Raw genomic sequence first — 12,161 nt, forward strand, 5'->3', positions numbered from 1 at the left:
GCCTGGGCAAAGGCAGCCGCATTGGCCGAGCCAGCGCTCCTCTAGCCGCAAGTGCAGGCGCACCCCCCACAACAACCGCTCGCAGTCGCGGCAATCCGCCAGCAGCTCCATGGCGCTGCGCTCCGCATCGGCCAGACAGTGGCGATCCACCAGATCGGCGAGCAGGGCCTCGAGGCGGTCATGCTGGCGCTCCAACAGGACCTCCCGCTGGGGCCAAGGGGGTGCGAGGGAAGCGGTCAAAACAGAAAAGACGATATCCAGAGCACAGCATAACGTCATCGTGATACACGGTGGATGGCGTAGCTGGATTTCGCGGTGATCCGCTAGCGAGAGGGTGGGTTAGGCTTGTGGCTGGCCTTCCCCCGGCCACCTACCTCGCCTATCCACCGCATGGAAGCCCTGGCCGAATACTTCAAGGTGTTCTCCGAGCCAAACCGGCTGGCGGTTCTCGAAGCCCTGCGGGGCGGCCCCCTCAACGTCACGGCAGTTGTGGAGGCCACGGGGCTCAGCCAGGCCCTGGTGTCGAAGCACCTCAAACTGCTCACCATCGCCGGAGTGGTGCAGCGCCGGCCCGAGGGCTCTCTGGTGTTTTACGAGGTGATCGACAAAGCAGTGTTCAAGCTTCTGGGCCAAACCGAGAAGCTGCTGCTGGCCACCCGACGCCACCAGCTCGACGCCCTCGCCGCCATCCTCTGATGGCCGGCGGCGAGGGGTCTCCGCAATCGCTGGAGGAGCTGAACAGCGCCCTGGCCGCTGGCCATCGCCAATTTCCAGGCTTGCGGTTGCGGGATCTCGACGGGGTGGATCTGGACCTATCCAACTGTGATCTGCGCGCCAGCTGCTTCAAGGAGGCCCGCTTCGGCCGGGCGCGTTTCCACCGGTCCCAGCTCGAGGGCTGCCGCTTTCAGCAGGCCTTGCTTTGGGGGGCCGACCTCTCGGAAGCCCAGGCCCAGCGCTCCTTCTGGCATGAGGCCGACCTCTCCGGCTCGCGGCTCCAGGGCATTGACTTCAACTCAGCCTTCATGCACCGCTGCTGCCTGCGCGGTGTGCTGGCCGCTGGCAGCCACTGGCACCAGGCCCGTTTGGTGGAGGCCGACTTCCGCAGCGGACTTGACCAGCTCACCGATCTGGGCGGCGCCGATTTCCAAGGCGCAGATCTCAGCTTTGCCCTGCTGCAGGGGGCCCAGCTGCACGGCGCCGATCTGCGTGGTGCCTGCCTCTATGGCGCGGATCTGCGCCAGGCGGATCTGCAGCAGGCCGACTTGAGGGGGTGTGATCTGCGGGATTGCAACATGGAGGGCAGCCGTCTGGAGGGGGCTCAGCTGGAAGGGGCCCTGTCCAGACGCGATTCGTGCTCCTAACGGCATGGACAGCACCCCACCAGGCCATCCCGACGTCGCCCAGCTGCGCCTCGAGTATCGCCAGGCTGGGCTGAGGCGCAGCGATCTCCACCTCGATCCGTTCGAGCAGTTCAGGCGCTGGTTTCAGCAGGCCCTCCAGGCAGAGCTGCTGGAACCCAACGCCATGGTGCTGGGCACAACCGATGGCCTCCGCCCCAGCAGCCGCACCGTGTTGCTGAAGGCCTTCGACCAGCGGGGCTTTGTTTTTTTCACCAACTACGGCAGCCGCAAGTCCAGGGAGATCGCGGCCCAGCCCCATGTGAGCCTGCTGTTCCCCTGGTATGGGCTGGAGCGCCAGGTAGCAGTGCTGGGACACGCCGAACCCATCTCCACGGCCGAATCCCTCGCCTATTTCGTCTCGCGGCCCTTCGGCAGCCGCCTGGGCGCCTGGGTGTCACAGCAGAGTTCGGTAATCAGCTCCCGCTCGATGCTGGAGCTGCAGTGGGAAGAACTGAAGCGCCGCTTTGCCGGCAAGGAGGTGCCCCTACCGGCCGGTTGGGGAGGATTTCGGGTGCGGCCGCAGGAGATGGAGTTCTGGCAGGGCCGGGAAAATCGCCTGCACGATCGCTTCCGCTATCGCCTGGCCAACTCAGACGCAGACGAGGGTGAAGGCGCCAGCGACTGGATCATCGAGCGGATAGCGCCCTGAGCCACACGCCGACCGCAGGCATGCCACCTGCGTGATGCAATGCTATTGAGATGAATTCACAACAGGAGCGGCTGCGGCGCCCCCAGGGCAGCCCTCCCGTCAGGGTGGCTTTGCTGGGAATGCCCAATACGGGCAAATCCACCCTCTACAACCGACTCACCGGCGGGCATGCCCAAATCGCGAATTGGCCAGGCCTCACGGTGGACCTACTGCAGGGGCCGATGGCTCCCAACCGCAATGGTCGCAGCTACGCACTGGTGGATCTGCCCGGAATCCACGACCTGAGCGGAAGCAGCGAAGACGAGGCGGTGGCGCAGCGATTTCTACGTCTCACCCCACCCGACCTGCTCCTGGTGGTGATCAACGCCAGCCAGATCAGCACTCAACTGCGGCTGTTGCTGCAGCTACAGCAGCTGGGCCTGCCCCTGGAGCGAGACCGATTTCCGCGATGGCTCCCAGCCCTGGTGGGCCTGAGCACTGTCGGGCTGCGTCCCGGGCTACATCACGGGCTGTATCCGGCCAGAGACGGCCCTGATCGCGCTGCCTACGGTTGAAGTGCCCTAAAGCGCAGTGCCGCCGTGACTGAACTCGGCAAGTGCCCCGTAAACCACGGTGCGGCCACGATGGCGGTGTCAGGCCGCGGCCCCTCACCAAGGGATTGGTGGCCCCAGCAACTCAATTTGGCGATCCTGCATCAGCACAGCCCGATCTCCAATCCGCTGGGGGCGGGGTTCAACTATGCCGAGGCCTTCAGCCAGCTCGATTACCACGGCCTCAAGCGCGACCTGATCGCGCTGATGACCGACTCGCAGGAGTGGTGGCCAGCGGATTGGGGCCACTACGGCGGCCTGTTCATCCGCATGGCCTGGCACAGCGCCGGCACCTACCGCACTGCCGATGGCCGGGGCGGTGGCGGCACCGGCAACCAACGCTTCGCGCCGATCAACAGCTGGCCCGATAACGGCAACCTCGACAAGGCCCGCCGCCTGCTCTGGCCGATCAAGCAGAAATACGGCAACAGCATCTCCTGGGCCGACTTGATAATCCTGGCCGGCAACGCCGCCCTCGAATCGATGGGTCTGCGCACCTTTGGCTTCGGCGGCGGCCGCGCCGACATCTGGCAGCCGGAGGAAGACATCTACTGGGGCAACGAAAAAACCTGGCTCGGCGATGAGCGCTACAGCGGCGATCGCCAGCTGGAAAACCCACTGGCCGCCGTGCAGATGGGGCTGATCTACGTGAACCCAGAGGGCCCCAATGGCGTGCCCGATCCGGTGGCGTCGGGGCTCGACGTGCGCGAAACCTTCGCGCGCATGGCCATGAACGACGAGGAGACCGTGGCGCTCACCGCCGGCGGCCACACCTTCGGCAAGGCCCATGGTGCCGGTAGCGAAGAGCTGATGGGCCCGCCGCCGGAGGGGGCGCCGCTGGAGGAGATGGGCCTGGGCTGGGCCAACCGCCACGGCAGCGGCAAGGGGGCCGATGCCACCACCAGCGGCATTGAGGGCGCCTGGAAACCCAATCCCACCCGTTGGGACATGGGCTACTTCGACATGTTGTTTGGCTACGAGTGGGAGCTGATCAAGAGCCCCGCTGGCGCCTGGCAGTGGCAGGCCAAAGACTGCCGCGAGGAACACCTGATCCCCGACGCCCACATCCCCGGGCTCAAGCACCCGCCGATGATGACCACGGCGGATCTATCGCTGCGCTTCGATCCGATCTACGCGCCGATCTCGCGTCACTTCCACCAGCACCCCGAGGCCTTCGCCGACGCCTTTGCCCGGGCCTGGTTCAAGCTCACCCACCGCGACATGGGGCCCAAGGCGCTCTGCCTCGGCCCTGAAGTGCCCGCCGAAGAGCTGATTTGGCAAGACCCGATCCCAGCGGTTGACCATCCCCTGGTGGACGGGGTCGCCATCGCCGATCTCAAGGCCCGCGTGCGGGCTTCCGGCCTCAGCGTGGCTGAACTGGTGAGCACCGCCTGGGCCTCGGCCTCCAGCTTCCGCGGATCAGATAAGCGCGGCGGCGCCAATGGCGCCCGGGTGCGCCTGGCGCCCCAGAAAGACTGGGCCGTGAACCAACCCGAGCAGTTGCAACGGGTGTTGGCGGTGCTCGAGGGCATCCAGCAGGCCTTCAACGCCTCCCGCACAGATGGCGTGCGCGTGTCGCTGGCCGATCTGATCGTGCTGGCCGGTGGCGTGGGCGTAGAGCAGGCGGCGGCTGCAGCGGGCCAATCCGTGGAGGTGCCGTTCACGCCGGGCCGGATGGATGCCAGCCAAGAGCAAACTGATGCGGCCTCGTTTGCGGTGATGGAGCCCCAGGCCGATGGCTTCCGCAACTGGCAGAAGGCACCGATGAGTGTGACCGCTGAGCACCTGCTGGTAGACCGCGCCCAGCTGCTCGGTCTCAGTGCCCCCGAAATGACCGTGCTTGTGGGCGGCCTTCGGGTGCTGGGCGCCAACAGTGGCGGCAGCCGCCACGGCCTGTTCACCGAGCGGCCGGGAGTGCTGAGTAACGACTTTTTCGTCAACCTGCTCGACATGGCCACCACCTGGAGCCCCAGTGATGACACCGGTGAGCTGTTCGAGGGCCGAGGCCGCAGCAGCGGTGAGCTGCGCTGGAGCGGCACCCGGGTGGATCTGGTGTTTGGCTCCAACTCCCAGCTGCGGGCGATCGCCGAGGTGTATGCCCAGAGCGATGGGGCAGCTCGGCTTGTGTGCGACTTCGTGAGTGCCTGGGTGAAGGTGATGGAGGCTGATCGCTTCGATCTCAGGCGCTCACAGGGCGATAGAACGCCGCACCCTCTTGGTGCTGCATAGCTGCCTGGTCAGCCCGGTTTCGACTGTGGGTCAATCACCACGCCGTCGCGCAGCTCGAATATGCGGCGGAAGCGGGGCATGATTTTCTCGTCGTGGGTCACCACGATCACGCTGGTGCCGATCTGGCCGGCAAGTCGTTCCAGCAGATCCATCACCGCTTTTCCTGCTGACCTGGACGGCGATGCATCCGATCGACCAGGAAAGTCCTTTGCTTGGGGCAACAGCCAACTCGCTCCGGGCAGGTAATGCCGAGATAGTGATTTCATTTTCTGGTATCGACGAAATCCTGGAGAGGCCGATCCATGCGCATCATCACTATCCGCTCACCCAGGTTCACTTCGAGCATCGTTTCGTCGACATGATGATCGCCGAAAACGACATGCCACCACAACTTGAGTTTGCCAACTTCAACCAGATCGAGGCATGTTCGAACAGCCCGATCGCGCCTACCCAGCTGGACAAAGCGCGGTGACACGGCGCCAGCAGCCTAAAATGGCACAACGGTAACATGTCATCATTTATTCAAATTACCATTTTACGGCTTCTAACGCTATCCTGATTAAGTGCGAGGCCAAGCCTAGAAAAACGCAGTTGGGTCGGGCTGCCTGTTGTTTTATGAAGTCAGATGCCGACTTGCGTAGCGGCCAAGATCCCCTGACCAATCCGGGCAAGATTCGGCTGACTGGTACTTCGGAGTTTGGATCCAGTGGATACCGTTAGCAGTCAACTCCCAAATGCCAAGCGAGAGCAGGAAGCAATCCTGCGCCTGGCTCCCTACGTGGTGGGCCGCGCTCGGCGAGGTGTGGTGGGCCGTAGCCCCTATGCCCGAAACCTGCGGGCAGCCATCGCAGCGGCCAGCAGCAACCCAGATAGGCAGATGGTGCTGATCAGCGGCGAACCAGGTCTTGAAAAAGACAACATTGCAGCCCTGGTGCACTTCGGGTCCCGGGGGCGGCGCTCACTGCTGATCCGGATCGACGCGAGCCTCTTACCCGCAGATGGAGGAGAGCTATTTCAAGCCTCCATCTGGGGGCCTGCCCTACTGAGCTGCCTGGGAAAGGGCACTCTCCTGATCGATCGCCTCGATGCGGCGCGGCCCGAACTCAGGCCCTTGCTGGTGGCCTTGGCAGTCAACGGCAACTGGCCAGGTGGCAGCGCACCCATTGGCGCCAGGGTGATCTTCACAGCGGAAAGTCCGGTGCCGGAGCTCGATGGGCTTGTCCAGCGCATCCGGGTGCCCCCTTTGCGGGTGCGGCGCCAAGACCTGGGTGACTGGATCCGATATGACGTGCGCCAAATCAGCCGCAAACTCGGCTGGGCCAGGCCACCAGAGGTGCCTGAAGTTGTGGTGAAGCGGCTGCAGGGCCATGACTTTGCCAACAACCTGCGCGAGCTCGATGTGATCGTTGAGCGGGCCCTGCAGCAGGCGAGTAGCCAGGGAGCCATCGGCGAGCCGGCGGTGCTGCCAGAGGACGTCTTCTGGACTAGCTCCCTGCCCAGCCTTCACCGCTTCGAAATCTGGCGCTGGAAGCCCCAGCTGAGGAATTTGATGCGGGCGCCATGGCTCTGGAATGGCCTTTTGTTTGGCTTGATGAGCTGGCTTTTTGTGGCGGTGAATCTGGCCCTGTGGCTGGGGCCACAGGAGCGGAACCACAACGGAGTGCTGAATCTGTTCTGGGCCTGGTGGTGGCCGTTGATCCTGCTCGGATTTCCCTTGGTGGGACGCCTGTGGTGCTCTTTTTGCCCCTTCATGGTGTGGGGCGAAATTGGGCAACGGCTCGCCACCGCATTGGGCTGGAAGCCCAGGCCCTGGCCCCGGGGCAATACCGACCGCTGGGCTTCCCCGACCCTGGCTGCTGGCTTTGCCGGCATCCTGCTCTGGGAGGAGCTGGGCAACCTGGAAAATACTGCCTGGCTGAGTAGTTGCCTGCTGCTTGCAATTACAGCCGGAGCAGTAGTTGGGTCGTTGCTGTTTGAGAAGCGCTTCTGGTGCCGTTATCTCTGCCCCGTCGGCGGCATGAACGGCTTGATGGCAAAGCTCTCGGTGCTGGAATTGCGGGCAGAGGCCGGCACCTGCAGCGGTAGCTGCAGCAGCTTCGCCTGCTTCAAGGGCGGACCGGCCGAAGGGGAGGGGCTTTCCAGCGCGGGCTGCCCCCTTGGCACCCATCCAGCCCACCTAAATGACAACCGCAATTGCGTGCTGTGCCTTACCTGCGCCCAGGCATGCCCCCATCGATCAGTTCAACTGCGCCTGCGGCCCCCCGCTGCGGATCTGCAGCGCCGGATGACAGCTCCAGATGGGGAAAAACTACTTTTGCTCGTGCTGATGGGGGGGGGTGATGCTGCACCACTGGGAGCCCTGGCTGGGCTGGCTGAGCTGGGCACCGCAAAGCCTCCAGGAGGGGCCCCTGCTACCGCGAATGGGGATTGGCCTGCTTGCCCTGGGGGCACCCCTGCTGGTCGCAAGCTGGTGGCCCAAACCCTGGCTATACGGCTTATTGCCCCTGGTGTGGGCACTGCTGCTGGCCCGCCACCTACCTATGGGAATGGGGGAAGCGGGCCGATTATTGCCGGTGAGCCTTTGGCCTTGGCTGGGGGAACAGGCCGGCTACCTGCCGAGCTGGAGCGCCGATCCCCATGTGATCGCCTATTGCCAAAGTGCAGTGCTGCTGCTTGGCACGCTTTGGAGTTTGGTCATCCTGCGCCGGCTGCTAGGCCGGCAGCAGGAGCTTGTTCTGGCCTCCGGGCTGGCCCTGTCAACGGCCATTTTGGGCCGTTGGTTGATCGCCGCCTAGGAAATTCTTCAGGTCGCACTGCCTGCCTCTGTAAAGAATCATTCCGGCGGGGCGAACTCAACCACCTATCCGACTATGCATTGGCAAATATTGCGGTGGTTGCATTGTCTTGACTCAAGAATCTGGCATTAAACCCATACGGATCCTGATCGCTGATGACGAGGCGAACATCCGGCGCATTCTTGAGACACGGCTGCGCATGGCGGGATTTGAAGTGGCCGCAGCAGTAGACGGCAATCAAGCCCTTGAGCTATTTCGCAGCTTTGAGCCAGATGCTTTGGTTCTAGACGTGATGATGCCAGGCCTAGATGGCTTCACGGTGACGGAGCGAGTCCGGGCCCAATCGGAGGTGCCAATCATCCTGCTGACTTCTCTGGGTGATGTGGAGGACCGCATCACAGGCCTAAAACTCGGAGCCGATGACTATATTCTCAAGCCCTTCAGCCCAAAAGAGCTTGAGCTGCGAATCCACTGCGTCATGCGCAGGAATGCCCCATCCCGTCGCGGCGGGCAAGGCGATAACCCAGGCGATAGTATAAATGGTGCAGGCTGTAATTGGGTTATTGTTGGCAATCTGCGGGTGGATTTAACTCGGCGCAAAGCATACCGAGACGAAGAGCGCATCCGCTTAACAGGTATGGAATTCAGCCTGCTGGAATTACTGATTAACCAAGCGGGTGAGTCGGTCAGCCGGCTCGATATTCTCGAGCAGGTCTGGGGTTATCGGCCTACCCGTTCTAACGACAGCCGGGTAGTGGACGTGCACATCTCCCGGCTGCGGGCAAAACTGGAAGTAGACGTGGAAAATCCGGAGCTGATTCTTACGGCACGGGGCAAGGGCTACATGTTTCAACGTATTATTCAAGGAGACAGAGTTAGAACATAAGCCCACCTGAGTCCACTCGCTCCTTTAAGTTTTAAGCAGCCTGGCTCGCACTTGGGTTCAAATTAGCAGATGCCAGATCACGCGTCTGCAAAGGCCTGCCTGCGCCAGAGACGCCAGATCTTATCCCCTTCTAAATACAGGAAAAACAGGAGACTGAAAGCCACACATAGCAAGAGATTCTCGCCACTGAGGGGAGTGGTTCCAAAGAAACTTGAGAGGGCTGGCACATACAAGAGCAACAGCTGTAGCGCCGTAGTCACAACCACAGACACCAGCAGAGCTGGGTTAGAGAATGGGTTGACCTGAAACAGCGGCAGGGTGCTGCGGCAGGAGAGGGCATGACCCATCTGGGCCAGGCAGAGCGTTGTGAAGACCATGGTGGTCCAGGGTGCATCGCGCTGCTCTGCAATTATCATCATGGCGATGGTAATCAGACCGAAGACTACGCCGGTGCGCAGGATGTAGCTGCCGGTGCCTGAGGCGAAGATCGATTCCCCTGGCTTGGCCGGGGGCCTCTGCATCAAACCGTCCTCTCCAGGTTCAAGGGCAAGGGCAAGGGCAGGCAAACCGTCGGTGACCAGGTTCATCCAGAGGATCTGCAGCGGGGTCATAGGGACACCCACAAAACCCAGCAAGGGGGCCGCTGCAATGGTTACCAGTTCACCAACGTTGCTGCCCAGGATGTACTTCACGAAGCGGCGGATATTCGCATACACAAGACGTCCTTCTTCTACCGCACTGACGATGGTGGCGAAATTATCGTCGAGCAGAACCATGTCTGCTGCCTCCTTAGTGACCTCGGTACCGGTGATGCCCATGGCCACACCAATATGCGCCTGCTTGAGTGCAGGGGCGTCATTGACACCATCACCGGTCATCGCCACCACCTGGTGGTTAGCCTGTAGGGCTTTGACGATGCGCAGCTTCTGATCGGGTGGCACCCTTGCGTAAACGCTGCAGCGGGCAACCACTTCCTGCAGTTCTTTGTCGTTGAAGGCCTCGAGCTGACGCCCCAACACCACCTCGCCCTGTTCATCGGTAAGGCCGATGGCACTGCCGATTGCCCGGGCCGTCAGCGGATGGTCGCCCGTGATCATCACAGGGCGGATGCCGGCCTGCCGGCAGGTCGCGATGGCTTGTGAAACCTCCGGACGGGCCGGGTCGAGTTGAGCCATCAACCCCAGCAGAGTCTGGGAGTTGATCTCGTGGTCGGGACTCTCATGATGGGGCGCACAGGCAAAGGCCAGCACCCGCAGGCCACTGGCGGCAAGCTGCTGCGATTGTTCGAGCCACCACTGGCGCTGGGAGCTGCTGAGCGCCACCACGCCATCACCATCCACCCAATGGGAGCAATTTTCGACGATGACTTCGGGTGCACCCTTACTGATCAACAAGCGGTTGGACCCCGAGGCGGAATCACCTAGAGGTGCCTGGAGTGTGCCTGTCAAATCCTCGATCCAAACAGCCATCAACTGCCTTTCCGAGCTGAAAGGAATTTCGGCGACGCGGCGGAAGTGACTGCGAAGCTCAAAGTCGTCTACGCCGACCTTGGCGGCAACCACCGATAGGGCACCTTCGGTGGGATCACCAAGAATCTCCCACTTGCCATCGGCACTTTGCTTATGTTCGGCATCACTGCACAGAACAGCTGCCTGCAACAAAAGCTGCTGTATCCCTGCAGGCACACCGCCAGCTGCGCCTTCAGGGGGTGTCAATTCAGATGCCGTGAAGCTGCCTTCAGGCTCATAACCCTGCCCGGAGACTGCCACCCTGCTGGTGCCTAGGCGCAGCTCTTGAACCACCTGACGGTTCTGGGTCAAGGTGCCTGTCTTGTCTGAACAGATAACGGTGACGGATCCCAATCCTTCAACGGCAGGCAGCCGGCGGATCAGGGCGGCGCGCCGCACCATGCGCTGGGTACCAATCGCCAGAGTCACAGTGATCACTGCCGGCAGGCCCTCAGGCACGATCGCGACGGCCATTGAGAGCGAAACCTCGAGCAGGTCGAGGAGCGGTTGGCGCAGACCGACGCCAGCGATCAGCATCACCAAACCCACGAGGGCAAGGGCACTGAAAACCAGGACGTTGGCCAGCCCATCCAGGCGGTCCTGCAGTGGGGTATTGCCGCTATCAGCAGTGTTGATCATTTCGGCGATCTGGCCCAGCTCGGTGGCCATGCCGGTGGCACCGATGACTGCGACCCCGCGACCGCGCACCACTTCGGTGCCCTGAAACACACAGTTCTGGCGCTCCAGAACAGGTGTGGAGGCATCGAGCACCAGGTCTGCCTTCTTGAACACCGCCTCTGCTTCTCCTGTTAGGGCCGCCTCACGTACCCCCAGATCGGCCACCTCCAGCAAGCGGGCATCTGCCGGCACCCGATCACCGGCCTCTAAGCGGATAAGGTCGCCGTAGACGAGCTCCTCGCCGGAAATCCGCCGCCAATGGCCATCGCGGCGAACCTGGACCAGGGGCTGGGCCAAATCACGCAGAGCCAGCAAGGCATTCTGGGCTTGACTCTCCTGGAAATACCCCAACAGGCCATTGAGGACCACGATTACCAGGATCGCGATCGCGTCTTTGGGAAAGGTCTTCTGAGTGAGATCGATGCCAGCGGAAACCGCGGCAACCACCAGCAACATGATCAACATGATGTTGCTGAACTGGTCCCAGAGAATTTGCAGGGTGCTGCGGCCTGCCTTCAGCTCCAGCCGGTTAGGGCCTGTGTCCGCCAACCTGCGGGCTACCTCGGCCGTTGAAAGGCCATCGGAGGTGCTGTTGAGCTCGATGAGAGCATCAGGAGCTGTCAGGGAATGCCAACTTGCGTGCGGTTGAGGCGGCACGATTTCAAGCCTAAGGTCGCTGAATAATACCAGGGAATAAGCAATTGGTGATTAATTTCTCGTGATTAAGTTCTGGTGATAGTGGATCCCCCCCCCCAATAAAAAGGAGATATCAAGAGCCTGCGAACAAGGAATGCGCACAAAAAATTAGTTGTATTCACCTGGGATATCCTGCTTGGTAACAGTGACGCGACCAACCTTTTTGCCAGATAGCCGCAACAGCTCATCACCGGAAAACTCGTAGCCCAGGGAGGCGCCGATCTGGGCCACATCATCGGCCGTGGCTGCGGCGAGCACCGCTTCACGCAGGGTTGCTTCGTTTTGCATGACGCCCAGAAAGGCCTTCAGCTGGTCGAGGGACATGGTTTCTGCTCCGGAGTCGCCGCTGGACCCATTCTGGGGTGAGGTTCCGCTTAGCTACCGGCATGACAGCTTTCAGCGCCACCCCCGAGGCGAGGCGGCTCGAGGCCCTGCAGGAGGAGTTCGAGCGAGATGCCAGCTGCAATCAGGTGTTCCTGGTGCTCACCGTGGGGGCCACGCTGATTGCAACCCTGGGCCTGCTGGCCAACAGCCCCGGTGTGGTGATCGGCGCCATGGTGGTGGCCCCCTGGATCATGCCCCTCCAGGCGATGGCCTTCGAGATCGCCCAGGGTCGCCTGGCCATGGTTGGTCGGGCCATGCGCACCCTGCTGGTAGGGGTGGCGATCTGCGTGCTGCTGGCGATGGCGGTGGGCTATCTGGTGGCATTTCCCAGCTTCGGCAGCGAGGT

Annotated in this window: 12 protein-coding genes and 1 pseudogene; 9 read left to right on the forward strand and 4 right to left on the reverse strand. The window is 62.2% G+C overall.

Going from position 1 to position 12,161, the window contains the following annotated elements:
• Positions 1-240 (reverse strand): hypothetical protein (locus KBZ15_RS08615; RefSeq protein ID WP_255014784.1); only part of this gene is annotated, 240 nt, incomplete at its 3' end.
• A 150-nt stretch (positions 241-390) separates the two neighbouring features.
• On the opposite strand from KBZ15_RS08615, the gene KBZ15_RS08620 reads away from it, so the two are divergent.
• The 5 genes from KBZ15_RS08620 to katG are packed head-to-tail and all read left to right on the forward strand — an operon-like array spanning position 391 to position 4,868.
• On the forward strand, positions 391-696 hold the full coding sequence (locus tag KBZ15_RS08620) for a helix-turn-helix transcriptional regulator (protein ID WP_255014785.1): 306 nt from the start codon (positions 391-393) through the stop codon (positions 694-696).
• Entirely contained in the window at positions 696-1,361 is a 666-nt protein-coding gene (locus KBZ15_RS08625; protein ID WP_255014786.1) for a pentapeptide repeat-containing protein, read from the forward strand. Before KBZ15_RS08620 ends, KBZ15_RS08625 begins: the two co-directional genes overlap by 1 nt.
• A 4-nt stretch (positions 1,362-1,365) precedes the next feature.
• Positions 1,366-2,049, forward strand: coding sequence for a pyridoxamine 5'-phosphate oxidase (gene pdxH, locus KBZ15_RS08630; protein WP_255014787.1), 684 nt, complete (start codon positions 1,366-1,368; stop codon positions 2,047-2,049).
• Between the two features lie 50 nt (positions 2,050-2,099).
• Positions 2,100-2,603: a FeoB small GTPase domain-containing protein gene (locus KBZ15_RS08635; protein WP_255014788.1), complete on the forward strand. Its 504-nt coding sequence runs from the start codon at positions 2,100-2,102 to the stop codon at positions 2,601-2,603.
• Between the two features lie 24 nt (positions 2,604-2,627).
• Positions 2,628-4,868 (forward strand): catalase/peroxidase HPI, encoded by a 2,241-nt coding sequence (gene katG, locus KBZ15_RS08640; RefSeq protein ID WP_255014789.1) that lies wholly within the window; start codon positions 2,628-2,630, stop codon positions 4,866-4,868.
• 8 nt (positions 4,869-4,876) lie between these two features.
• On the opposite strand, the gene KBZ15_RS08645 is transcribed toward katG, so the two are convergent.
• The gene (locus tag KBZ15_RS08645; RefSeq protein ID WP_255014790.1) at positions 4,877-5,020 is read right to left on the reverse strand and encodes a hypothetical protein; all 144 of its coding nucleotides are present in this window, start codon (positions 5,018-5,020) and stop codon (positions 4,877-4,879) included.
• A gap of 29 nt (positions 5,021-5,049) precedes the next feature.
• Here KBZ15_RS08645 and KBZ15_RS08650 point away from each other — a divergent pair, with 29 nt between their 5' ends.
• The 3 genes and pseudogenes from KBZ15_RS08650 to KBZ15_RS08660 all read left to right on the forward strand — a co-directional run bounded on the left by KBZ15_RS08650 (position 5,050) and on the right by KBZ15_RS08660 (position 8,549).
• Positions 5,050-5,340 (forward strand): hypothetical protein, encoded by a 291-nt coding sequence (locus KBZ15_RS08650; protein WP_255014791.1) that lies wholly within the window; start codon positions 5,050-5,052, stop codon positions 5,338-5,340.
• Between the two features lie 234 nt (positions 5,341-5,574).
• Positions 5,575-7,663 (forward strand): annotated as a pseudogene (locus KBZ15_RS08655) (4Fe-4S binding protein).
• A 199-nt stretch (positions 7,664-7,862) separates the two neighbouring features.
• Positions 7,863-8,549, forward strand: coding sequence for a winged helix-turn-helix domain-containing protein (locus KBZ15_RS08660; protein WP_396123423.1), 687 nt, complete (start codon positions 7,863-7,865; stop codon positions 8,547-8,549).
• Positions 8,550-8,626: 77 nt separating this feature from the next.
• On the opposite strand, the gene KBZ15_RS08665 is transcribed toward KBZ15_RS08660, so the two are convergent.
• Positions 8,627-11,395 (reverse strand): cation-translocating P-type ATPase, encoded by a 2,769-nt coding sequence (locus KBZ15_RS08665; RefSeq protein ID WP_396123424.1) that lies wholly within the window; start codon positions 11,393-11,395, stop codon positions 8,627-8,629.
• 144 nt (positions 11,396-11,539) lie between these two features.
• Positions 11,540-11,755, reverse strand: a complete 216-nt coding sequence (locus KBZ15_RS08670; protein ID WP_255014794.1) for a Nif11-like leader peptide family natural product precursor — start codon at positions 11,753-11,755, stop codon at positions 11,540-11,542.
• A 62-nt stretch (positions 11,756-11,817) separates the two neighbouring features.
• Here KBZ15_RS08670 and KBZ15_RS08675 point away from each other — a divergent pair.
• The coding region (locus KBZ15_RS08675) for a DUF389 domain-containing protein (RefSeq protein WP_255014795.1) at positions 11,818-12,161 on the forward strand (344 nt) is incomplete at its 3' end.

The sequence above is a fragment of the Cyanobium sp. BA20m-p-22 genome, assembly GCF_024346275.1.
GTDB lineage: Bacteria > Cyanobacteriota > Cyanobacteriia > PCC-6307 > Cyanobiaceae > Cyanobium_A.

Excerpts from the sequence above, each read along its gene's own strand:
- KBZ15_RS08620 (WP_255014785.1), top strand. The coding sequence starts at position 391 with ATGGAAGCCCTGGCCGAATACTTCAAGGTGTTCTCCGAGCCAAACCGG.
- KBZ15_RS08625 (WP_255014786.1), top strand. The coding sequence starts at position 696 with ATGGCCGGCGGCGAGGGGTCTCCGCAATCGCTGGAGGAGCTGAACAGC.
- pdxH (WP_255014787.1), top strand. The coding sequence starts at position 1,366 with ATGGACAGCACCCCACCAGGCCATCCCGACGTCGCCCAGCTGCGCCTC.
- KBZ15_RS08635 (WP_255014788.1), top strand. The coding sequence starts at position 2,100 with ATGAATTCACAACAGGAGCGGCTGCGGCGCCCCCAGGGCAGCCCTCCC.
- KBZ15_RS08645 (WP_255014790.1), bottom strand. The coding sequence starts at position 5,020 with ATGGATCTGCTGGAACGACTTGCCGGCCAGATCGGCACCAGCGTGATC.
- KBZ15_RS08650 (WP_255014791.1), top strand. The coding sequence starts at position 5,050 with ATGCATCCGATCGACCAGGAAAGTCCTTTGCTTGGGGCAACAGCCAAC.
- KBZ15_RS08660 (WP_396123423.1), top strand. The coding sequence starts at position 7,863 with ATGGCGGGATTTGAAGTGGCCGCAGCAGTAGACGGCAATCAAGCCCTT.
- KBZ15_RS08670 (WP_255014794.1), bottom strand. The coding sequence starts at position 11,755 with ATGTCCCTCGACCAGCTGAAGGCCTTTCTGGGCGTCATGCAAAACGAA.